General features: G+C 71.7%; 23 protein-coding genes and 1 pseudogene. 13 read left to right on the top strand and 11 right to left on the bottom strand.

Features of this window, described 5'->3' with window-relative positions:
* Positions 1 to 20 precede the first annotated feature (20 nt).
* The 5 genes from CITRI_RS0103040 (at position 21) to CITRI_RS0103055 (ending at position 2,849) form a co-directional block, all read left to right on the top strand.
* The gene (locus CITRI_RS0103040; RefSeq protein ID WP_010143121.1) at positions 21 to 1,250 is read left to right on the top strand and encodes an acetoin utilization protein AcuC; all 1,230 of its coding nucleotides are present in this window, start codon (positions 21 to 23) and stop codon (positions 1,248 to 1,250) included.
* A 165-nt stretch (positions 1,251 to 1,415) separates the two neighbouring features.
* Positions 1,416 to 1,607 carry a helix-turn-helix domain-containing protein gene (locus CITRI_RS0103045; RefSeq protein WP_050813571.1) on the top strand — a complete coding sequence of 64 codons (192 nt, stop codon included), beginning with the start codon at positions 1,416 to 1,418 and terminating at the stop codon, positions 1,605 to 1,607.
* Positions 1,608 to 1,744: 137 nt separating this feature from the next.
* Positions 1,745 to 1,843 carry a 30S ribosomal protein bS22 gene (locus CITRI_RS18810; RefSeq protein WP_005504750.1) on the top strand — a complete coding sequence of 33 codons (99 nt, stop codon included), beginning with the start codon at positions 1,745 to 1,747 and terminating at the stop codon, positions 1,841 to 1,843.
* 77 nt (positions 1,844 to 1,920) lie between these two features.
* On the top strand, positions 1,921 to 2,175 hold the full coding sequence (locus tag CITRI_RS0103050) for a glutaredoxin family protein (protein WP_040385435.1): 255 nt from the start codon (positions 1,921 to 1,923) through the stop codon (positions 2,173 to 2,175).
* Positions 2,172 to 2,849, top strand: coding sequence for a redox-sensing transcriptional repressor Rex (locus tag CITRI_RS0103055; protein WP_010143124.1), 678 nt, complete (start codon positions 2,172 to 2,174; stop codon positions 2,847 to 2,849). Before CITRI_RS0103050 ends, CITRI_RS0103055 begins: the two co-directional genes overlap by 4 nt.
* A gap of 223 nt (positions 2,850 to 3,072) precedes the next feature.
* Here CITRI_RS0103055 and CITRI_RS20570 read toward each other — a convergent pair.
* A pseudogene (locus tag CITRI_RS20570) lies at positions 3,073 to 4,155 on the bottom strand (DUF222 domain-containing protein); the annotation flags it as partial.
* On the opposite strand from CITRI_RS20570, the gene CITRI_RS19890 reads away from it, so the two are divergent.
* A complete protein-coding gene (locus CITRI_RS19890) occupies positions 4,124 to 4,357 on the top strand; it encodes a hypothetical protein (protein ID WP_202798424.1) in 234 nt (77 codons plus the stop codon). The pseudogene CITRI_RS20570 and the gene CITRI_RS19890 sit on opposite strands and share 32 nt — an antisense overlap.
* A gap of 197 nt (positions 4,358 to 4,554) precedes the next feature.
* On the opposite strand, the gene CITRI_RS16100 is transcribed toward CITRI_RS19890, so the two are convergent.
* Positions 4,555 to 5,418, bottom strand: coding sequence for a hypothetical protein (locus tag CITRI_RS16100; RefSeq protein WP_050813563.1), 864 nt, complete (start codon positions 5,416 to 5,418; stop codon positions 4,555 to 4,557).
* A gap of 112 nt (positions 5,419 to 5,530) precedes the next feature.
* Here CITRI_RS16100 and CITRI_RS0103075 point away from each other — a divergent pair, with 112 nt between their 5' ends.
* From CITRI_RS0103075 to ccsB, 5 genes are all read left to right on the top strand, one after another.
* Positions 5,531 to 6,199: a histidine phosphatase family protein gene (locus tag CITRI_RS0103075; protein ID WP_010143126.1), complete on the top strand. Its 669-nt coding sequence runs from the start codon at positions 5,531 to 5,533 to the stop codon at positions 6,197 to 6,199.
* 97 nt (positions 6,200 to 6,296) lie between these two features.
* Entirely contained in the window at positions 6,297 to 6,935 is a 639-nt protein-coding gene (locus CITRI_RS0103080) for a TlpA disulfide reductase family protein (RefSeq protein ID WP_040385437.1), read from the top strand.
* 8 nt (positions 6,936 to 6,943) lie between these two features.
* Positions 6,944 to 7,711, top strand: a complete 768-nt coding sequence (locus CITRI_RS0103085) for a cytochrome c biogenesis CcdA family protein (protein ID WP_010143128.1) — start codon at positions 6,944 to 6,946, stop codon at positions 7,709 to 7,711.
* Positions 7,712 to 7,821: 110 nt separating this feature from the next.
* Positions 7,822 to 9,369, top strand: a complete 1,548-nt coding sequence (locus CITRI_RS16105; RefSeq protein WP_141565932.1) for a cytochrome c biogenesis protein ResB — start codon at positions 7,822 to 7,824, stop codon at positions 9,367 to 9,369.
* A 3-nt stretch (positions 9,370 to 9,372) separates the two neighbouring features.
* Positions 9,373 to 10,431 carry a c-type cytochrome biogenesis protein CcsB gene (ccsB, locus tag CITRI_RS0103095; protein ID WP_010143130.1) on the top strand — a complete coding sequence of 353 codons (1,059 nt, stop codon included), beginning with the start codon at positions 9,373 to 9,375 and terminating at the stop codon, positions 10,429 to 10,431.
* A gap of 3 nt (positions 10,432 to 10,434) precedes the next feature.
* On the opposite strand, the gene CITRI_RS0103100 is transcribed toward ccsB, so the two are convergent.
* The 4 genes from CITRI_RS0103100 to CITRI_RS0103115 are packed head-to-tail and all read right to left on the bottom strand — an operon-like array spanning position 10,435 to position 13,844.
* Entirely contained in the window at positions 10,435 to 11,055 is a 621-nt protein-coding gene (locus tag CITRI_RS0103100; RefSeq protein WP_141565922.1) for a hypothetical protein, read from the bottom strand.
* Positions 11,056 to 13,077, bottom strand: coding sequence for an alpha/beta hydrolase (locus tag CITRI_RS20470; protein ID WP_010143133.1), 2,022 nt, complete (start codon positions 13,075 to 13,077; stop codon positions 11,056 to 11,058).
* The gene (locus CITRI_RS0103110) at positions 13,074 to 13,385 is read right to left on the bottom strand and encodes a hypothetical protein (protein ID WP_010143134.1); all 312 of its coding nucleotides are present in this window, start codon (positions 13,383 to 13,385) and stop codon (positions 13,074 to 13,076) included. The genes CITRI_RS20470 and CITRI_RS0103110 overlap by 4 nt, the downstream gene beginning before the upstream one ends.
* 54 nt (positions 13,386 to 13,439) lie before the next feature.
* Positions 13,440 to 13,844 carry a PLD nuclease N-terminal domain-containing protein gene (locus CITRI_RS0103115; protein WP_010143135.1) on the bottom strand — a complete coding sequence of 135 codons (405 nt, stop codon included), beginning with the start codon at positions 13,842 to 13,844 and terminating at the stop codon, positions 13,440 to 13,442.
* Between the two features lie 34 nt (positions 13,845 to 13,878).
* On the opposite strand from CITRI_RS0103115, the gene CITRI_RS0103120 reads away from it, so the two are divergent.
* Entirely contained in the window at positions 13,879 to 14,187 is a 309-nt protein-coding gene (locus tag CITRI_RS0103120; protein ID WP_010143136.1) for a DUF4229 domain-containing protein, read from the top strand.
* Here CITRI_RS0103120 and CITRI_RS0103125 read toward each other — a convergent pair whose 3' ends face one another.
* The 4 genes from CITRI_RS0103125 to CITRI_RS0103140 all read right to left on the bottom strand — a co-directional run bounded on the left by CITRI_RS0103125 (position 14,188) and on the right by CITRI_RS0103140 (position 18,991).
* Entirely contained in the window at positions 14,188 to 15,057 is an 870-nt protein-coding gene (locus CITRI_RS0103125) for a 1,4-dihydroxy-2-naphthoate polyprenyltransferase (protein WP_010143137.1), read from the bottom strand. It lies immediately after the preceding gene.
* A gap of 125 nt (positions 15,058 to 15,182) precedes the next feature.
* Positions 15,183 to 16,370, bottom strand: coding sequence for an AMP-binding protein (locus tag CITRI_RS0103130; protein WP_010143138.1), 1,188 nt, complete (start codon positions 16,368 to 16,370; stop codon positions 15,183 to 15,185).
* Positions 16,370 to 17,332: a 1,4-dihydroxy-2-naphthoyl-CoA synthase gene (locus CITRI_RS0103135; RefSeq protein ID WP_029139003.1), complete on the bottom strand. Its 963-nt coding sequence runs from the start codon at positions 17,330 to 17,332 to the stop codon at positions 16,370 to 16,372. The genes CITRI_RS0103130 and CITRI_RS0103135 overlap by 1 nt, the downstream gene beginning before the upstream one ends.
* A gap of 84 nt (positions 17,333 to 17,416) precedes the next feature.
* Complete coding sequence (locus CITRI_RS0103140; protein WP_010143140.1) at positions 17,417 to 18,991, bottom strand: MFS transporter; 1,575 nt, start codon at positions 18,989 to 18,991, stop codon at positions 17,417 to 17,419.
* Positions 18,992 to 19,207: 216 nt separating this feature from the next.
* Between CITRI_RS0103140 and CITRI_RS0103145 the strand changes: the two genes are divergently transcribed.
* On the top strand, positions 19,208 to 19,927 hold the full coding sequence (locus CITRI_RS0103145) for a tyrosine-protein phosphatase (protein WP_010143141.1): 720 nt from the start codon (positions 19,208 to 19,210) through the stop codon (positions 19,925 to 19,927).
* Positions 19,928 to 19,943: 16 nt separating this feature from the next.
* On the opposite strand, the gene CITRI_RS0103150 is transcribed toward CITRI_RS0103145, so the two are convergent.
* Complete coding sequence (locus CITRI_RS0103150; RefSeq protein WP_010143142.1) at positions 19,944 to 21,590, bottom strand: alkaline phosphatase; 1,647 nt, start codon at positions 21,588 to 21,590, stop codon at positions 19,944 to 19,946.
* Positions 21,591 to 21,675 lie beyond the last annotated feature (85 nt).

Genomic DNA, 21,675 nt, shown 5'->3' on the forward strand with positions numbered 1-21,675 from the left:
GGAGGCCTAGTCTGTCAGTGATGACCAGCACATCCCCTGATCGCGTTCCCGCCGCCGTCGTCTGGGACGAGGCGCTGCTGAAGTATGAGTTCAGCAGGGCCCACCCGATGGCGCCGGTCCGCCTGGACCTGACGCACCGGCTGGCCGAGGCGCTGGGGCTGATGGACCGCGAGGGCCTGCGGATCATCCGTCCCGAGGTGGCCTCCGACGAGCTCCTGGCCTCCGTCCACGATCCCGAGTACGTCCGCGCGGTGCGCTCCGTGAGCTCGGGCGAGGTGGAGCACCGGCGGGACGTGGGGCTGGGCAGCGATGACAACCCGGTCTTCCCTCACATGCACGAGGCGGCAGCCCGCATCCTCGGCGGCTCCGTGGCCGCGGCCGAGGCGATCTGGGCCGGCGAGGTGAGGCACGCGGTCAACATCGCCGGCGGCCTGCACCATGCGGCGCGTGGACAGGCCAGCGGATTCTGCGTCTACAACGACTGCGCGGCGGCCATCCAGCGGTTGCTGGACCTGGGCGCCGAGCGGGTGGCCTACGTGGACCTGGACGCCCACCACGGGGACGGCGTGGAGTCGATGTTCTGGCACGACCCGCGGGTGCTGACGATCTCCGTGCACGAGACGGGGATCTCCCTGTTCCCGGGCACCGGCTTCGCCAACGACGTCGGCGGCCCGAACGCGCAGGGCACCGCCGTGAACGTGGCCGTGCCCCCCGGGACCGGGGACTCCGGGTTCCTGCGCGCCGTGCACGCGGTGGTGCCCCAACTGCTGCGGGTGTTCGCCCCGGACGCCCTGGTGACCCAGCACGGGTGTGACGGTCACCGTGAGGATCCCCTGACGAACCTGACGATGTCCGTGGAGGGCCAGCGCCAGCTCGCCCTGGACGCCGCGGACTGGGCCGCCGACTTCGCCCACGACCGGTGGCTGGCCACCGGCGGCGGGGGGTACAACCCGTTCTCCGTGGTGCCCAGGACCTGGAGCCACCTGCTGGCGGTGGCGACCGGCCGGCCGGTGCGCACGGACGCGGAGATCCCCGAGGCGTGGCGTCGGTACGCGGCCCGGGCCGCGGGGCTGGAGCTCTCCCAGCCCCGGGACCAGGGCGGGATCCCGCACCTGATGTCGGACGGCGTGGACGTGTGGTGGCGCTCCTGGGAGGTCGGTTACGACCCCTCGGACGCGATCGACCAGACGATCATGGCGACCCGCAAGGCGGTCTTCCCGTTCCACGGACTGGATCCCTGGTTCGACTGACCCGTCGATGAACACTCTGATCCTGTGCACGCCGTGACTAGAGTGTGGCGAGTATTCGACAGGACGCCCGAGGATGTCCCGTCCGGGGGGCGGGCGTCGGTCGACACCAGTGGAAAAGAGGAACACGCCGTGGGTGATGCCGGTACCTTCGCCGAAGCGCGCTTCATGACCGTCACGGAGGTGGCGGAGATGATGCGGGTGTCTCGTATGACCGTCTACCGCATGATCCACGCCGGTGAACTCCCCGCCGTCCGCTTCGGGCGCTCCTACCGGGTGCCCCAGGCCGCCGTGGAGGAGATCCTCCAGACCGGGACCACGGAGGTCCGTGTCACGGGCACGGAGGACCACCGCGGCTGATCGCCGCCGCCCCCACGTACCCGGTTCGTTCCCCGAGCCCGTGTCAGGGTAAGGTGTTAGGGAACGTTTTGACCTATGACGCCGGATCGTCAGCAGTCGTCTGCTGGCGGTTCACCAACCAAGCAAGAGGTTTCCCTATGGGTTCTGTGATCAAGAAGCGCCGTAAGCGTATGTCCAAGAAGAAGCACCGCAAGCTGCTTCGCAAGACCCGTCACCAGCGCCGCAACAAGAAGTGAGCTGAGTCTCCGCTCGTTTCCGGGGCCGTCCCGCCGCAAGGCAGGACGGCCCCGTTGCGTCTGCCTACGATGACGGGGTGAAGAGTTCTCCTGATGTGGTCCTGCTGGTCAAGGACGGTTGCCACCTGTGCGCCGACGCCGTCGCCGTGGTCGAGGAGGTCTGCCGCCGGCTGGGCGTTCCCTGGCGGGAGGTGGACATCGCCGGGCGCCCGGACCTGGCCGCGCGCCACGCCGAGGAGATCCCGGTCCTGATGGTGGACGGTGTCCAGCGCGACTTCTGGCGCATCGACCCGGTCCGCCTCGAACGTCTGCTGGGGGCGGACCGCCCGTGACGGGGGGTCCTCCCACCGGGTCCGGTCCCGAGACACGCACCGCGGGACCCTCGCTGTCCCGGCGGACCGTGGGACGGTTGCCCGTCTACCTCCGTGCCCTGGCCGCCCTGGCCGCCGAGGGGGCCACCCGGGTGTCCTCCGTCGTGCTGGCCGAGCGGACCGGCGTGGGTTCGCCGCTGGTCCGGCGGGACCTGGCCGGGCTCGGACACCTGGGGCGCCCGGGGGTCGGTTACCCGGTGGGGGCCCTCCAGCGGGCGATCAGCCAGGTCCTCGGATTGGCCGAGGACCAGCCCGTCGTCCTCGTCGGCGCCGGCCACCTCGGTTCGGCGCTGGCCGGGTATGACGGCTTCGGCGAGCGGGGACTGCGCATCTGTGCCGTGCTCGACGCCGATCCCCGGGTGATCGGCCAGGCCCGCGGTCCCAGCGTGGTCCGCTCGATGGACGACCTCGAGGACGTGGTGTCCGAGACCCGGGCCCGGCTGGCGATCCTGGCGGTGCCCGCGAGTGCCGCCCAGTCCCTGGCGGACCGCCTGGTCGCTGCCGGGATCCAGGGGGTGCTGAACTTCGCCCCGGTCGAGTTGACCGTCCCGCAGGGCGTGTCCGTCCGGGCCGTGGACCTGTCCACCGAGTTGCAGATCCTGGCGTTCCACCAGGCGGCACTCCATGCCGACTAGACCCGTTCGCACCGGTTTCAGGTGGCGTCGAGCAGGGCGGTGATCTGCCGGGTCGTGAAGTGCAGTGGGGTGAAGCCGGGGAACCGGCCGCGCGGGGACGGGGCGGTGACTGACCGGCGTGGACGAGCGGCGGTGTGGCGTGTCGGTAGCGGTGACCGGTGGGGGTGGTGACCGTGAGTTGGCCGGGGCCGGCGCTGTGGGTCCAGCCGGGGTTCTCCTTGGCGTAGTTGCAGCGTGCACAGAGCCCGGAAGCGTTGTCCCAGCTCGTCTGGCCGCCGGCGGCGTGCGCGGTGGCATGGTCGAGGTGCTTGATCCGGGCGTTGCAGTACGGGGTGCGGCACAGCTCGTCGCGCAGCACGATCATGCGGCGCAGCAGGGCCGGGAAAGTGCGTCTTCGGGAATCCATGGCCACCAGTTGGCCCGACTCCGGTGCGGTGTAGAGCCGGCGCAGGAACACGTCCGCGTCGGTGTCGACGACGATCCGCCGGGCCACCGGGGCGGGCAGGGAGCCGTACCCGGGGACGCGGGCCGGTGTCTCCTCGCCGCCGAGCAAGGCCCGGTCGGTCATCACCAGGTGCACCTCGACCGGGGTGGCACTGGCGGTGGCCTGGCCGGTGAGGCGTTCGACCAGGGTGTCGGCCAGAACCTGGGCCGGGGTGCGTCCCTCGGCCTCGCCGAGGGCCACGAGGCGGGTGGCGGACTCGGTCAGGGCACGGTGGCAGGCTGCGGCCTGGGCCAGCGGCAGGGTTGCGGTGAGGGTGGCCATCCCGTGATCCGCCGCCCGGACGGTGACCCGGCGTTCGGCCACCGCGGTGTCGAAATGCTCCGCGGCGGCTGCCGGGTCCTGTTCCACGGCCAGCTCCCGGGCCGCCATCGCCAACTGCTGGGTGCCGAGCACGGGCAGCCAGTCGACCAGGGCGGTGTCCACCCGGCGCCGGGCGGTGCTCGTGGGCAGCCAGGCGGTCTCCCGGTGCACCACCCCGGCCCGTTCCTCCGAGATCGATCCCTCGGACAACGCCGTCAAGGTGTGCGGCAGGTCCTCGGACAAGGCGCGCGCCAGGGCCAGTTGTCGAGAGCCGCGGTGCGGGGACTCACCGCGGGCCAGGCCCAACTCCCCGCCCAGGCCTCGTCCCTGCCGCTCGGCCGGCACCCCGCGGGCGGCCTCGGCGGTGCGGCGCAGGGTGTGAAGGGCGGCCGCCTCACGCGCCTGGGCGGCCGCGCAGGCGGCCTTGAGCTGCTCCAGCACACGGATGCGGTCCACGGCCTCTGCCTCGGTGTCAGCCGGGACCATCAGCGCCACGGTCATCCGCACCGCGAGCAGGTCCCGGGCCGAGTCCGGTACCGGGGCCGGGGTGACCGGACCGGCGACCACGGTGCCCAGCGGCGCCCCGCAGGCCGCCAGGTCCGCCGCCCACTCCGGGGACCCCACCACGGCGACCCTCCGGTCACTGGTCGGGCCGCTGGGCGGGTCGCCGGTCCGTGGCGTCCCGTCATTCGCACCGCTGTGATCGAACATGTGTACTAATGTAGGGAATCTCGAGGACACGATAAGCGCCCACGTCAGGACCGGGGATGAGCCGGTTCCACGGGTCGCGTGTGGAGTTCGGGGCCAACACGGCCATGGGGCCCACACTCATCGTCTGCGGACCGCCCCTTGCGAGCTTCGCGCTGGGGCCGGACGGCACCGTCGCCGGGAGCGCTGGTGTCAGCGGCGCAGGGCCTTCTCCCAGGCCTTGCCGCGGAAGTACTCGTTCGAGGGGCGCAGGTAGGCGAACACGATGCCCGCCACGCCGAGCGCCACGTAGACGATGCCCAGGCCGAAGGCCGACAGCAACGACATCGCGGCGAAGATGGTGCCGAAGATCCGGGCGACGTTGGACCCCTTGCGGATGCCCGCGGCGATCAGCCAGTACAGGCCCGCGATGAGCACCGTGAACACGATCGCCATCACGCGCACGGAGTCCATGAGCTCGTTGACGTCCACCGTCATGCCGGCGGCCCGGAACTGGGACTCGAGCTCCTCGATCATCTCGGGCGTCAGGCCCATGGACGGCGAGAACGCCGCGAACAGCTCGATGACGAGGAAGGCGAGGCCGGCCGCGAGGATCAGCCAGTACGAGCGGTCGATCTCCTTCGGCCGCTGGACCGGAGCCATCGGCTGGTGTCCCTGGACCGGGTAGCCGTAGGGCTGCTGGGGGTAGGCGGGCTGGCCCGGCTGGCCGTACGGGGACTGGCCGTACGGGGACTGGCCCGGCTGGCCGTAGGGGGAGGCCCCCTGCTGGCCCGGCTGGCCGTACGGGGACTGGCCGTACGGGGACTGGCCCGGCTGGCCGTAGGCGGGCGCCGGGTGCCCCGGCTGGCCCGGCTGATCGGGCTGGCCCGGCTGAGCACTCGGTGACGGCTGCTGGGCCTGGTGCTGGGCCAGTTGCTCCGGGGTCAACCGCACCCCGTAGCGCGGCTGGCCGGCGGCATCCTCGAGCGGCTGTCCCGGCTGCGGCTGACCCGGGTGGGGCTGGCCCTGCTGCGGCTGTCCGGAATCGGGCTGGTCGGGGCGGTTCTGCTCGGTCATGGGGGTGCCTTCCTGGGCGGGGCGCGGTCGCGGGAGTCTGACCCCAACGGTACTGCCACTGGCTGGGGGTCGGCTGGCCGGACGGGCCGCCGGCGTCTGCCAGACTGGACGCATGCCAGTCGCGACCGTCCACCTCGTCCGCCACGGAGAAGTCCACAACCCGGACCGGGTCCTCTACGGACGGATCCCGGGCTACGGCCTCTCCGAGCTCGGCCGGCGCATGGCCTCCGACGTGGCCGACTGGTTCACGCAGCAGGCCGAGCACACCGGCCGCGCCCCGGCGGTGCTCGTCGCCTCGCCGCTGCAGCGGGCCCAGGAGACCGCCGCCCCGATCGGTGCGGCCCTGGGCCTGGACATCGACACCGACGACCGGGTCCTGGAGGCCACCAACCGGTTCGAGGGGCTCTCGGGCGTGGGCAGCCGGTTGCGGAACCCGCGCTACTGGCCGCTGCTGGTCAACCCCTTGCGTCCGTCCTGGGGTGAGCCCTACCGGGCCCAGGTGGCGCGGATGGCCGCGGCGATCCAGGACCTGCGGGACCGTGCCGTGGAACAGGACGGCCCCGGTGCCGAGGCGATCATCGTCTCCCACCAGCTGCCGATCTGGGTCACCCGGCTCTCGGTCGAGGGCAGGCCGCTGTGGCACGATCCCCGCCAGCGCGAATGCACCCTGACCTCGGTCACCTCACTGCACTTCGACGCCGGTCAGCCCGTCCCGCGCGTCGAGTACCGGGAACCGAACGCGGCCCTGCTCTCCCAGGCCAGCAACCTGCCCGGCGCCTGACCGGCGTCGGCCAGCTCACAGGATTCCACCAGCTTCTACTACGACCGGTAGAATCCATGGGACGCCCCCGCCCCCGATGGAAGTTCCCTGAGCACCCATGACAGTCCTGCCCCAGCCCCGTGATTCCCGCGGACCCGCACTGAGCCGACGGAACGTGCTGGCCGGACTGGCCGGTCTCGCAGCCCTGCCGGTGCTGGCGGCCTGCTCCGGCGCGGATGACCCGCTGGCCGCGCAGGCCGGCAACGCGGACGGCAAGAACTACATCGCCGGGGACGGATCCGTGCTGGAGATCGCCGCCGCGGAACGTGGCGAGCCCGTGCGGTTCACCTCCACCCTCTTCTCGGGGGAGACCGTCGACGCGGCCGACCTGGTCGGGCAACCGGCCGTGCTGAACTTCTGGTACGCCGCCTGCGCCCCGTGCCGCATCGAGGCCCCGGACCTGCAGGCCCTGCACGAGCAGTTCGAGCCCGCCGGCGTGCGGTTCGTGGGCGTCAACGTGCGGGACACCGCCGGCACCGCGGAGGCGTTCGAGCGCAACTTCGGGATCACCTACCCCTCCCTGGAGGACCGCGGCGGTCAGGTGCTGCTGGCGATGACGGACTACGTCCCCCCGCAGGCCGTGCCGACGACGATCGTGCTGGACCGCCAGGGCCGGGTCTCCTCCCGGATCCTCGGCGTGGCCGAGCCCTCCACGCTCAAGAGCCTGATCACCACCGTGGTGGACGAGCAGGCCTGATCCCTTCCATGCTGCAGGCCGCCACCGTCAACCCCTTCGCCGAGATCGTCATGGACGGCTCGCTGCTGCTGGCCGTGCCCGTCGCCCTGCTGGCCGGGCTCGTCTCCTTCCTCTCACCCTGCGTCCTGCCCCTGGTCCCCGGGTACCTCGGGTACGTCACCGGCCTGACCGGCGCCGACCTGCAGGACCAGCGGCGGGGGCGGATGCTGGCCGGGATCGGGCTGTTCGTGCTCGGGTTCTCGGTCGTCTTCGTCCTGGTGGGCATCGTGTTCTCCCAGGTCACCATCTGGCTCCAGGGGGACGGTGAGTGGCTCACCCGGGTGCTGGGCGTCGTCGTGATGGTCCTCGGCGTGGTGTTCATGGGCGGGCTCGCCGTCTTTCAGCAGGACCGCCGCATCCACGCCCAGCCGAAGGCGGGGCTGTGGGGCGCGCCCGTGCTCGGGATGACGTTCGGCCTGGGCTGGGCACCCTGCATCGGCCCGACCATGGCCGCCGTGCTGGCGATGTCCACCGCCGGGTCCACCAACCCCGGCAAGGGCGCCTTCCTGGCGTTCGTGTACTGCCTGGGCCTGGGGGTGCCGTTCCTGCTGATCGCCCTCGGGCTGCGCCGCGGCATGGGTGCGCTCGCGTTCTTCCGCACCCATCGCGTGACCGTGATGCGCATCGGCGGGGGACTGCTGATCGTGCTCGGCGCACTCATGGTGAGCGGGCTGTGGAATGACTGGGTCGTGCAGCTGCAGACCTGGTTCGCCAACGAAGTGAGGCTGCCGATTTGAGCCAGCAGGACAACGTGAGGGTCGTCCGGGACGAACGGACCCGCGAGGACACCCCCCAGAAGCCCGAGGTCGAGCTGCCCTCGCTGGGCTTCACCGGCACGCTGCGGTTCATGTGGACCCAGCTGACCTCGATGCGCACCGCGCTGATGCTGCTGCTGATCCTCGCGGTCGCCGCGGTGCCCGGTTCCCTGTTCCCGCAGCGACCGGCCGGTCCCGAGATCGTCCAGGACTACCTCGAGCAGAACCCGGTGCTGGGGGAGTGGCTGGACCGGTTCCAGATGTTCGACGTCTACTCCTCGGTCTGGTTCTCGGCGATCTACCTGCTGCTGTTCGTCTCGCTCATCGGCTGCGTGTTCCCGCGCGCCGTCAAGCACGCCAAGGCGCTCCGCTCGGCCCCGCCGCGCACCCCGCGCCGACTCTCCCGGCTGCCCGAGTACGGCACCGTGAAGCTGGAGCCGGCGGGCCCGTCCCCGGCCGCGGCCGTGGACCAGGCGGCGACGTACCTGCGCAAGCGCGGCTACCGCGTGGAGGTGCGCGAGGAGCCCGACGGCGGCGCCTCCGTGGGCGCCGAGCGCGGCTACGTGCGGGAGATCGGCAACATCGTCTTCCACCTGTCACTGATCGGGGTGCTGGCATTCATGGCCGTCGGCTCGCTGCTGAGCTACAGCGGGCAGAAGATCCTCGTCGAGGGGGAGGGTTTCGCCAACACGCTGGTCGCCTACGACTCGTTCACCCCGGGCAGCGCGTTCTCCGAGGACCGGCTGGTGCCGTTCTCGATGTCGCTGAAGAGCTTCGACGCCGTCTTCGACCGCGAGTCGCAGACGCACTACGGCCAGCCGCTGGACTTCACCGCGGTGATGGAGGTCCAGGACGGTACCGACGGGGAGCCCCAGGAGCAGGTCCTGAAGGTCAACCACCCCCTGGACATCCACAACACCCGCGTCTACCTGGTCGGCAACGGCTACGCCCCGGAGATCACCGTGCGGGACGGCAACGGGGACGTCGCCTACCAGGGGCCGGTGGTGGCGCAGGTCCAGGACCAGGTCTACACCTCCCTGCTGGTGATCAAGGCCCCCGACGCGCAACCCGAGCAGCTCGGATTCGTCGGCTTCTTCCTGCCCACCGCGTACACGGGCGAGGACGGGGTGGCGGTCTCGATCGACCCGGACCTGTACAAGCCCGAGCTGAACCTGAACTCGTACTACGGGGACCTCGGCCTGGACGAGGGCGTGCCGCAGAACGTCTACGTGCTGGACACGGACGACCTCACCGAGCTGAACTCCCGGAGCGTGGACGCCGGCGGCATCACGCTGACCCCGGGCGAGTCCTACGACCTGCCCGAGGGCAAGGGCTCCATCAGCTTCGACGGCGTGAAGCGCTACGTGGGCCTGGACATCCACCACGACCCGGGCAAGTGGGGCGTCGGCTTCTTCGCGGTCCTCGCCCTCGTGGCCCTGATCGTGAGCCTGTTCGTGCGCCGCCGCCGCGCCTGGGTCCGTGGCACCACCGGCCCCGACGGGTCCACCATGGTGGAGTACGGGCTGCTGGCCCGCGGCGAGGACTTCGGCCTGCGCGAGGAGAACCTCGCGCTGCGCCGCCAATTCGAACGGATGTGGCCCGTGGTCGCACCCGAGGACCCCCAGAACCGACCGGAGTAATCGATGCAGCCCATCAACCTGCAGCTGGCCAGTTACAGCGATCTGTTCATGCTGATCGCCGCGCTCGTCTACGCCGCCGCCTTCATCCTGTTCGCCCTGGACATGGCGAACTCCTCCAAGACCATCCGGGCCCTCGAGGCCGAACTGGCCGCGGACACCGCCCTCGAGCCCCAGGCCCAGCTGGTCGGCGCCGGCGCCGGGACCACCTCTCATGGGCCGGGCCCGGTGGTGGACACCGCGGGCGCGGGGTCCGGGCCGGAGCTGGTGGACGAGGACATGGACTACCTGGGCACCACCCGGCGCCCGGTGGCCAACGTCGCGGTGGCGCTGATGGTCATCGGCGTCGCGCTGCACGCCTTCGCGGTCATCGCCCGCGGGCTGGCCGCGCACCGGGTGCCGTGGGGCAACATGTACGAGTTCTGCACCACCGGGGCCCTGCTGGTGGCCGCGGTCTACCTGCTGTTCCTGATCCGCAAGGACATCCGCTTCCTGGGCACCTTCGTCGCCGGGCTCGTGGTGATCATGATGTGCGCGGCCACGATCGGCTTCCCCACCCCGCTGGCGCACCTGCAACCGGCCCTGCAGTCCCCGTGGATCGTCATCCACGTCTCGATCGCCGTGCTGGCCTCGGCCCTGTTCACCCTGACCTTCTCGATGAGCGTGCTGCAGCTGCTCCAGCACCGCCGCGAGGCCCGGATCCGCACCGGGGGCCCGGCGCGGCCGGCGTTCCTGCGCCTGGTGCCCTCGGCGCTGAGCCTGGAGAACTGGTCCTACCGGATCAACGCGGTGGGCTTCGTGATGTGGACCTTCACCCTGATCGCCGGGGCCATCTGGGCCGAGCAGGCCTGGGGCCGGTACTGGGGCTGGGACACCAAGGAGGTCTGGACCTTCGTGATCTGGGTGATCTACGCCGGCTACCTGCACGCCCGGGCCACCCGCGGCTGGACCGGGGAACGCGCCGCGTGGCTGTCGATCATCGGCTTCGCCGCCCTGGTGTTCAACTTCACCATCGTCAACACCTACTTCCCCGGCCTGCACTCCTACGCCGGCATCCCGGAGTAGGCCTCACTCCGAGGGCGAGGGCGAGGGCAGTGGCTTCGGGGTGCCGTTGGTGAACTTCGAGCGGTCGTCGTTCGGGTACATCGGATCAGGGGAGCCGTACATGGGGTCCAGTTCGGAGCGGGCCATGGTGTGCCCGGCGGGCATGTCCAGGCACGGCGAGCTCATCACGATGGACAGGGCGGTCCGCGTCCCGGTCTCGCGGAACGTGACCTGGAGCGCGACCTCGTCCTTGGTGGCCCCGTAGAGGCGGTGGCCGGCCGGGTCGGAGTCGTCCGCGGCGGTCCAGCCGTGCGACTCCGCATAGTCCCTGACCTGCTCCGCGATATGCCGGGCGGAGTCCTCGCTCACGTCCAGCTCGCGCGCTCCGCCCTCCCACATGGTCCGGCGGGACGCCGTCTCCGGGTCCGGGTCGCTGGTGCAGCTCGTCTCCATGAGGCTGCCGATGTGGTCCCAGCCGGCCCGCCGGACAGCGGCGGGCAGCTCGGCCTCGATCAGTTCACCGTGGGCTGCGGACCGGGACGGGTTGTCCGCCTCGTCAGTGCCCTGCGGGTTCATGCATCCTCCCAGTGTCACGGCGGCCAGGGCGGCGAGCGCCATCGTCGGTCCGCGGGTTCCTCGTGTCATCTAGCCTTCCACCTCGTCCACGGGCACCCTGTCAAGTCCTGTGAACGGATACGGCTGGCCCTCCGGCTCCAGGGGGTACTCGAAGACAGGATACGGGGACCCCGGGATGACGTGGACCTCCGGTTCGACGTAGGGCATGACCTCGGTGCCGAGCACCACGCCTTCGATGTTCAGGGCGGAGACGGAGTCCGGGTGGAAGTAGTCGGTGTGGCCGGAGACCAGTTCGCCCCGGGCCGTGAACCCCGTCGCCAGCCGGACGGATCCCATCTGGTGGACCGGGTTCGAGCCCTCCCAGAACGAGCCGGACTGGGCTCCTCCGCCGAAGGCCTGGGCCCACGAGATCGGGTCGTCGTTCGTCTGGACCAGGTAGCGGTGCGCGTGCGGGTTCCGCGTGTCGGTGGGCGAGGAGACCTCGTGGCCGTTGCCGGCGGGGGCCACGTAGACGATGTTCGTGGAGTCCAGGCCCTCTCGCTCGCCCGTGCCCATGAGCGATCCGCCGGCGCTGTGCCCGATGTAGGTGGTCCGGGCCCCGCCCGGGATCTCCAGGTCCACGGCGTGGTCGTGGGCGGCCAGCAAGGGGGCGCCCTGCTCGTTGTAGTGGGCCGTCGCGTTGTCGCGGATGAGCCGCTGGGGCAGGTCCGTGCCCTGCCAGTAGACGGAGACGGTGTCCGCCTCGTCACCGTCCATGGCGTTCAGGTCCCGGTTGTACCCGTCCACGCTGGCGATGGTGGTGTTCGTCCCCGGGATGAAGGTGGCCATCACCTCCGTGGACGCCGAGGGCGTGCCGCGCATGGTGGCGATCTGGCCGTTGCCCTCGGTGGACACGAAGACGGTGGCGTATCCCGGCGTGGTGCCGTGGTCGCCCGGGAACTGGTCCCGTTCGTCGGCGAACCACGCCTGGTCCAGTCCGGACTGGACCGTGGACAGGCGGTCATGCTCGGCCTGCCAGGCATTGAGGGAGGCCTGCCAGTCGCGCACGGCGCCCTGGACCTCGGAGTCCGAGCCGGTGTTGACCTCGTCCAGGTAGTCCTGCAGGGACGGCCTCTGGCCGAGCCCGTCCAGCCTCTGGGCCGTTTGCTCCCGGAGGCCGGCCACCGTGACCAGGTTGGTCCTGCCGCGGGTGGCCAGGGGGACGCCGTTGAGGTTGCCGATCACCCCCGGGAAGAGCAGCACCAACCGTTCCCGCTCGTGGTCCGCCAGGTCCAGCCAGGCCTGACGGATCCCGGTGACGCCGCCCTCGGTCTGGTGACCCCCGGTGAAGGACGCGGCGATGGCATCGGCCATGATCTCCTCGGCAGAGCCGCGGACCGGGTGCTCAGGGAGTTCGTTCTCCGCCAGCGCCCGGGCCGCCTCCGGGTTGGCCTCGAGCCAGTCCCGCAATTCCTCCCCGGACAGGCCCTTCAGGTCCCGCCAGACGGTCCTGGGATCGAGTTCGCCGAACCTCGTGTCCAGCTCACTGGTCATCGCGGCCCAGTCGAGGGCCCCGGTGTCCACGGCGCGGGGTGCGCTGACGATCGCCAGGCCCTCCGTGGTGCCACCGCTGATGGCCCCGAGCGCGGAGACGAGGGTGTCCTGGGCTGAGTCCCAGTCCCTCGTCAGGTCCGCCACCTGCCCATTGAACGTGATGATGTCCCTGCGGGCCCGGCCGATCTCGGCCTCGTCATCCGAGGCGAGGGCACTGGGCCGGTCACCGGCGAGCCGGACGCGCTCGTCCTCCAGGACCTCGCACCGGCGTTGCAGGGGTTCGCCGGTGGTCACGAAGTCGTCGATCGCGTTCCCGGCGGAGGACAGGGCGATCGCCCAGTCCTCGGCGGGCTGCTCGAGGGAGTCCAGGCCGGCCCAGACCCGCTCCGAGGTCCCGTCGTGCCGGTAGCCGGTGCGCAGCCCGGTCCACGAGGACTTCGCGTCCAGCAGCGCGTCACGGACCTTCCTCGACTCGGTCCTCAGGTCCACCGCGGAGTCCGCGAGCGTGCTCCAGTCGGCCTGGATGTCAGGGACGGGGCTCAGGGCAGGCAGGCTCACTGCAGTGACCCCATCGCCGAACGGGCATCGTCGGTCATCACGCCGTCGGCGTCGATGAAGGCATCCGCGGCCTCGGCCACGCAGGAGGCCTGGTGCAGCACCAGTGCAGAGATCCGCTCACCCGTGCCGGACCGGGCGGACCAGAACCCTGCGAACGCCGCTGCCGCGTCCGCGGCGGTGCCGAAGGCGTCCTTCAGCGCGTCCCCGGCCGATCGGGCCGCCAGGGCCGCAGTGTCCAGGACCTGCCCGTCCCCGGCGACGCGGACGAGCGAGGAATGGACGATCCCGGGTCTGATCTCATGTGCCACGCGGTCAGCGTGCCACGGGTCGGCACGGGGCGGCGATGGGGAGGACTCCCCATCTCAGGACGAGGCGGGCCCGCCGTCCTCGGGTTGTTCCGCGTGCCCGTCGGCCTGCTGTTCCCGGGCCCTGAGCTCCGCCTCGCGGCGGTCCAGCTCGGCCTTGCGGGCCTGCTGCTGGCGCTGGACGTCGAGCTGGCGCAGGAAGGCCGCGTCGTCGTCGGGGGAGGAGGGCCGGCGCGGCACGGCGGGACGGCCGCCCGGGGCGCCGCCGTTGCGACGGGACCGGGCCCGGCCGAGGAACAGCCACAGCAACGCGCCGATCAGCGGGACGAGGATGATGATCAGCACCCAGGCGGTCTTCGAAAAAGCCCGCACCTGGTGCTTCGGGGTCATCAGGCACTCGATGAACGCGTAGATGATGACGCCGACTGCGACGATGCCGAGGGGGATCAGGAAGCGGGGCATGCATCCATTCTACGGACCCCGGTAGACTACCGGGGTGCGTCTGCTCAAGTATGCTCTGATCCGCCTGGCCATCTTCTTCGTGGTCTGGGGTGCCTGCATGCTGCTCAACCTCGGCTGGGTGTTCTCCACCATCGCCGCGGCCGTCATCGCCCTGGCCGCCGGCTACCTGTTCTTCAACGACCTGCGCACCGGCGCGTCCCAGGACGTGGCGAACGCGTGGACGGGACGCAGCCGCGGCCGGGCGGACCGGGGCAGGACCGAGCAGGCGGACATGGACGTCGAGGACGCCTACACCGAGGGCCGGTACTTCGACCCGGAGCAGCCGCGGGACGACCAGCGCTGATCACAGCAGCAGTCCCACGCTGAACAGCACGGCGTAGACCAGGCCCAGGATGCCGGTGAGCTTCAGCACCGGGATCAGGTCCCGCCGCTCGGTGGCGTGCAGCATGGTCAGCGAGGGACGCACGGCCACCGCGCCGGCCAGCAGGACCAGCCACAGCCACGGGTGCTCGCCCGTGAACAGCAGCGGCAGGAGCACGGCCACCGCCACCATCACCACGTAGGACCAGCGCGCCGCGGTGTCGCCCAGGCGGACCGCCAGCGTCATCTTGCCGGTCTCGCGGTCCGTGGGGATGTCCCGGACGTTGTTGGCCATCAGCAGGGCGGTGGAGAGCAGTCCGCAGCCCACGGCGCCGGCCCAGGCCGGACCGGAGAGCTCGAGCGCCTGCGTGTAGGTGGTGCCCAGCACGGCCACCAGCCCGAAGAAGATGAACACGAACACCTCGCCCAGGCCGAGGTATCCGTAGGGCTTCCTACCGCCCGTGTAGTACCAGGCGGCGGCCACGGCCAGCACCCCGACGGCGATCATCCACCAGGTGCCCGCCCACGCCACGAGCGCCAGGCCGGCGAGGCAGGCCACCCCGAAGCAGGCGAAGGCGGCGGCCTTGACCGTGGCGGCCGGTGCGGCCCCCGAGCCGGTCAGGCGCAGCGGACCCACGCGGACGTCGTCGGTGCCGCGGATGCCGTCCGAGTAGTCGTTGGCGTAGTTCACGCCGACCTGCAGGGCCAGGGCCACGACGAGGGCCAGCGCGGCCCGGCCGAGGTGGAACCCCCCGGGCTCGGCCGCCGCGGCGGAGCCGATCATGACCGGGGCGATCGCCATCGGCAGGGTGCGCAGTCGCGCGCCCTCGATCCACTGGGCGGCGGTGGCCATAGGTTGGGTCCTTCCATCGGGGCGGTGAGTCCAGCGGCCTATTCTCCCACCTCGCGGCCGCGCGGGATGCGTGACAGGCGGCGGATGCCCGCGGGAGGTCGGTGACCAGCGCGGCTCCCCGGGCTTCACGACGTCCGGAAGCGCTCCAGGAGGGACTGCCGGTCGGTCTTGCCGTTGGGCAGCAGGGGCAGCGTGTCCAGCACCAGCCAGTCCTTCGGCGCCGCGGCCGGGCCCAGGGCCTGCCGCACCGCGTCGCGGGCGGCGGACTCGTCCCAGGACGCATCCGTCGCGACGGCCGCGCAGAGGCGCTGGCCCCACTCGTCGTCGGGAATCCCGCCCACGAAGGCGGCGCGGACGCCGGGCAGGGACTCCAGCACCCCCTGGACCCGGGCGGCGGAGACCTTCACCCCACCGGTGATGACGACGTCGTCCACGCGGCCGGTGACGGTGAGGCGCTGGTGGCCGGGTGCGCCCTGGACGGTGCCGGTGTCCTCGGTGAGGTACCAGCGCCCGGCCGGGTCGCTGGCCGTGCCCGTGCCGAAATGCTCAGCCGTACGGCCGGGGTCGTCGAGGTAGCCGGCGGCGACCATGGGCCCGGAGAGCCGCAACCGGGGCGTCTGGCCCTCGGCGCCCGGGACGACCTCGGCGGTGACGCCCTCGAGCGGTACGCCGTCGTAGACGCAGCCGCCGCAGGTCTCGCTCATCCCGTAGGTCAGGTGCAGCCGAATGCGTGCGTCCGCGGCGGCGGAACGCACGGCGTCGGGCACCCGGGCGCCGCCGACCAGCACGGCATCGAAGGTGCGCAGCGCATCGAGCGCCAGCCGGTCGGGGCCGGCCTCGGGGGAGAGCAGGCGGGCGAGCTGGGTGGGGACCAGGGAGACCGCGCGGAAGCCGGTGCCGCGTTCGAGCCGGTCCACGGCCTCGGCGAAACCGCGGGCGGTGAACGGACCGGGGGCGGTGGGCACGGGCGTGGTACCGGCCTGCAGGGACCGGGAGAGCACGGCCAGGCCGGCCACGAACTGCAGCCCCACGGCCAGCAGCCACTGCCCCTCGCCGCCGATGCGCGCGGCGGTGGCGGCGGCGGAGGCGGCCAGGGCCTGCCGGGTGAGCAGGGTCTGCTTGGGGGCTCCGGTGGACCCGGAGGTCCGGACCACCGCGACGACGTCGGCACGGCCCCCGCGTGACGGTTCGGTGGCCTCGGGGCGGGGGAGCGCCCGCCCGTCCGCGGTGAACTCGACCGGTGGCCCGGACCCGTCCAGCGCGGCGGCCAGCGCGCGCCGGGCGTCCGCGAGCCGGGCGTCGGTCAACAGCATCAGAAGTAGTACGGGAAGGACGACCAGTCGGGATCGCGCTTCTGCAGGAACGCGTCCCGTCCCTCCACGGCCTCGTCCGTCATGTAGGCCAGGCGGGTCGCCTCGCCGGCGAAGACCTGCTGGCCGGAGAGCCCGTCGTCGGCGAGGTTGAAGGCGAACTTCAGCATCCGGATGGCCTGCGGGGACTGGCGGTTGATGTCCGCGGCGTACTCCAGGGCCACCTCCTCGAGGCGTTCGTGGTCGACGGCCTCGTTGACGGCGCCCATCTGCACCATGTCCTCGGCCGAGTACTCGCGGGCCAGGAAGAAGATGGCGCGGGCGTTCTTCTGGCCGATCTGCCGGGCCAGCAGCGCGGAGCCGTAGCCGGCGTCGAAGGAGCCGACGGTGGCATCGGTCTGCTTGAACCTGCCGTGCTGGCGCGAGGCGATCGTGAGGTCCGCGACCACGTGCAGCGAGTGCCCGCCGCCGGCGGCCCAGCCGTTCACGACGGCGATGACCGGCTTGGGCGTGGTGCGCATCAGCCGCTGGACCTCGAGGATGTGCAGCCGGCCGGCGCGCGCGGGGTCGATCGTTTCGGCGGAGGCGCCCTCGGCGTAGCGGTAGCCGTCCCGCCCGCGGATGCGCTGGTCCCCGCCGGAGCAGAAGGAGTGCCCGCCGTCCTTGGCGGAGGGGCCGTTGCCGGTGAGCAGGATGCAGCCGACGTCCGGGGTCATCCGGGCGTGGTCCAGGGCGCGGTAGAGCTCGTCCACGGTGCCGGGGCGGAAGGCGTTGCGCACCTCCGGGCGGTCGAAGGCGATCCGCACGGTGCCCAGGTCCCTCACCACGGCACCCGAGGCGTCGCGCTCGACCTGCCGGTGGTAGGTGATGTCCTCGAAGTCGAATCCCTCGACCACGCGCCAGCGGGTGGGGTCGAAGACGTCGGAGACGCGGGCCGGGAGGTCTGTGTGTTCTGCAGTGCTCACCCGGCCGAGTCTAGCCAGCCCCACCGAGAGCACTGACCCGGCGGATCCTGGGGATCCGCCGGGCCAGGGGCACAGGGCTCGGTGTCAGCGGGCCGGGGCGCCCGCCGGCACGTCGTCGTCGTGCTCGTGGTGGTCGTCGTGGTGGAGGGCCACGCCGCCCTTGCCGCTGGCGGCCGCCTCCCGGGCCTCTGCGGCCGCGGCGAGCATCTCGTGCTCCGCCATGGTCCGCTGCTCGGGCTGCCGGCCCTGCTCCAGCGCGGTCTCGGCGGGGGAGCCGGGGACCACGGCCGAGCCGACGGCGCCGGGGATCTCCGAACCGCGCAGGGAGGCCCCCGCGGTCTCCCGCATGAACCACACGCTGACCAGGCCCACCGCGCAGGCGGCCATCATGTAGTAGGCCGGGAACTTGACGTCCCCCGTCACCCCGATGGCCCACTCGTTCACCAGCGCGGCGGTGCCCCCGAAGATCGAGGTGGCGATGTTGTAGGTGATCGCGAAGCCGGAGAACCGCGCCTGGGTGGGGAACATCGCCGGGAAGGTGGCGGTGATCGTGGACAGCTGCGGGATGTACAGCAGGCCCAGCACGGCGAAGCCGACGAGCGCCAGCCCGAAGTCCATGCCCATGAGCATGAACATGGGGATGGCCAGCAGGATGATCCCGCCCAGGGAGAAGTACCAGGACGGCTTGCGGCCGAACTTGTCCGAGAGGCCGCCGGACCACGGCATCAGCGCCATCATGGCGACCTCGCCGATGAGGATGATGGCGAGACCGGCCGAGGCGGGCAGGCCGATCTGCTGCTCCAGGTAGGTGGGCATGTAGGACAGCAGCGTGTAGTTGACCACGTTCACCGAGATGACCAGCCCGGTCATCACCAGCATCGGCTTCCAGTGGGTGCGGAACAGCTGCGGCAGCGAGGGGGTGTCGACCGACTCGGCGGCGGCCGGTGCGTCGTCGTTCATCTCCTCGTACACCGGGGTGTCGTCCAGCTTGGAGCGCAGGTAGAACCCGATCAGGCCCATCGGGGCGGCCAGCAGGAACGGCAGTCGCCAGCCCCAGGAGCTCATCTGCTCGGGGGACAGCAGCAGTTCCAGGAGCAGCATGACGGCCGTGCCCAGGGCGAAACCGCCCAGGGTGCCGAACTCCAGGAAGGAGCCCAGGAAACCGCGGCGGCGGTCCGGGGCGTACTCGGACATGTAGGTGGCCGCGCCCCCGTACTCGCCGCCGGTGGAGAAGCCCTGGACCATGCGCAGCACGATCAGCAGCACCGGGGCCAGCCAGCCGACCTGGTCGAAGGTCGGCAGCACGCCGATCATGAACGTGGCACCGGACATCAGCAGGATGGTCAGCGCCAGGATGCCCTTGCGCCCGATCCGGTCGCCGAGGGGTCCCCAGACCAGTCCGCCCAGCGGCCGCACCAGGAAGGAGATCGCGAAGGTGGCCAGCGTCAGCAGCATGCCGCCCTCGCCGGGGAAGAAGTGCTGGGTGATGTAGGCCGTGGCCACCGCGTAGACGCCGTAGTCGTACCACTCGGTGGCGTTGCCGAGCGCGGAGGCCGCGGTGGCCTTGCGGATGGCCGCCGCGGGGGTCTTCTTCCGGGGTGGACGGCTCGGCCTGGAGAAGCGATTGCGGACGGAGGACTGTGGTGCAGAGCTGGACACGAGTGCCGCTTCCTGTGCGATTCACCCCGTCAGGGGTGTTCCAGGGCCGACCAGGCGGTAGGCCTGGCGCACGGGGCAGCCGGGGGCGCAGGGTCGGGGCCGGGGAGGACGGCGGCCGGGATCGTGCATCGGCCGCCCACCTGGGAGGTAGACGGTTGACCCTAACGGGGGCCGGGGGAGTCGGACAAATCGGGCTGGACGGTGCACAGTGGTGTCATGGACTGGGACGGAGCGGTCAACGCGCACCACGTGCTGGGGCTCATCTACCGGATGGGGCGCCAGGAATGGCTGACCGAGGACGGCTGGCGGCACCTGCGCCAGGACGGCGTCACCACGGTGATCGACCTGCGCAACGAGCCCGAACGCGCCCGCCGGCCCACCGACCCCGCGGTGGGCGATGCCGCTCGGGCCGGGATCGACGTCGTGCACTGCCCGGTGGAGGACCAGGACGTGGCGGAGTACATGGAACCGGCGCTCGCCGCCGGTGCGCCCTACCCGAACCACCCGCGGTACTACCCGTCCACCCTGCGCTACTTCCCGGACCGGCTGGCCCGGGTGTTCGGCGCGATCGCGGCGGCACCGGGGGCGGTGGTGCTGCACTGCTCGGCGGGCCGGGACCGGACCGGGCTCGTGGTCACCCTGCTGCTGATGCTGGCCGGTCGGCGTGATCTGGTCCTGCCGCAGTACGACGCCGGCGCCCGGGGCATCAACGACTGGCACCGCATCAGCCCCGTGCCCCACCCCCACGAGCGGCATATGGCCGGTGAGGAACTGGAGGAGTTCCTCAGCGGTCGGCTGCAGGCCCTGGAGGAGTTCGCGGACTCCCTGCCGGACGAGGGATCGGTGGCGGCGCTGCTCCGGCGGCACGGCCTGGGCGAGGACGAACTGCAGGCGGTCCTGCGCAAGCTGGGCCCCACCGCCGACCGGCCCGCCTGACCCGGGGCGCCGGCGCTCAGCGCTCCGGGGTCAGCGTCCGGGTGTACTGCACCTGGCCGTTCGCGTCGATCAGCTCGACCGTGAACTCCTCGCCCCCCGGGGCCACCTGCACGCGCCCGAAGAACTGCCCCGCGCCGTCGCGGGGTGATCCCATCGCCGGGCCGGCCTTCTGGAAGTCCACGTGGGGACCGAAGGTGTGGTCCATCTCGTTCGGTCCGAAGGACCCGGCGTTGATGGGACCGGCCACGAACTCCCAGAACGGATGGAAGTCCGTGAACCGGGCCCGTTCGGGTGAGTAGTGGTGGGCGGCGCAGTAGTGCACGTCCCCGGTCAGGAACACGACGTTGCGGCTGCCCTGACGCTTGATGCCGGACAGCAGCCGGGCCAGTTCGAGTTCGCGGCCCAGCGGTCTGCCGTGGTCGGCGTTGGAGATGGACTCCTGGCCCTTCCCGTCCGGGACGATGATGCCCAGCGGCAGGTCCGCCAGGATGACCTTCCACGTGGCCTTCGAGGTCCTGAGCCCGCGCAGCAGCCACTCGAGCTGCTCCTCGCCGAGGAGGGCGGTCGCGTGCGGTTCCATGCCGTCGGTGTTCTCGCCCTTGTGCGTGCGCATGTCCAGGACGAACACGTCCAGCTGGGGACCGCGCTCTATCCTGCGGTAGATGCGGGCCGGCTCGAGGCCGCTGCCGCGGGACATCGCCCGGCGATCGGCGATCGGCTGGTACTCCTGCCAGGCGCGGCGACCGCGCGCGGCGAGGGTGTCGACGTCCCGGACCGTGTAGCGCTCATCGGTCAGCACCTCGCCGGCCCACCAGTTGTTGGTGGTCTCGTGGTCGTCCCACGTGGCGATGACCGGCACCTGCGCGTACATGGCCCGCACGTTGGCGTCCATCAGGTTGTAGCTGTGGCGGCCGCGGAACTCCCGCAGGGTCTCGGCCACCTTGGCCACCTCGTCTGTGACCACGTTGCGCCAGAGCGTCCCGTCGGGCTCGGTCATGGTCTCGGCGATGGGACCGTCCGCGTAGACGGTGTCACCGGCGTGCAGGAAGAAGTCGGGGTTGAACGAGCGCATCGTCTCGTAGCCGAACATGCCCCCGACGTCGGGGTTGATGCCGTAGCCCTGGCCGGCGGTGTCGGCCGTCCAGACGAAGCTCTGCGCGCCGTCCGACCGGTGTCCCGGTGCGGTGCTGAACCGGCCGGTGCCGAGCTCGCTGCGGCGGCCGTGCGCGTCCTCGAAGGACAGTTCCAGGTCGAACGCGGTGCCGGACGGCAGGCCGCGGGCCTGGATGCGCGCGGTGAAGTCGGTGTCCGCGGTGGCCCACGGGCCGCGCAGGCGGATCGGTTCACCGTCCCGGCCCGCTCCATGACCACGACGCCGGCCCCGGGACCGCACGCGGTCGCCGTCGGCGTCGAGCGCGTGCAGGACCGCCTGGAGGCGGCCCTCACCCGAGGAGCGGGACCACAGGACGGCGGAGTGGGACGTGACGTCACCGGTCTGGATCCCGGAGGGCAGGGTCAGGCGGGCCGCGGGACGACGTGCGGACACCACCGGGGACGCGGCCGCCGGTCCGGTGCCGAGCGCGGCGGGCAGGGTGCTGGCGAGGGCGGCCGCGGCGGCTCCCTTGAGCAGGGTGCGGCGGTCCGGCGTGGGGTGCGTGTCCATGCACACAGTGAAGCCGCGCGCCGTGAAACCCCGGTGGCCTGCGGATGAACTCCGGCGGGCCACCAGGAGGCCGGGGACAATGGGG

This window comes from Citricoccus sp. CH26A, assembly GCF_000224415.1.
Classification (GTDB): Bacteria; Actinomycetota; Actinomycetes; order Actinomycetales; family Micrococcaceae; genus Citricoccus.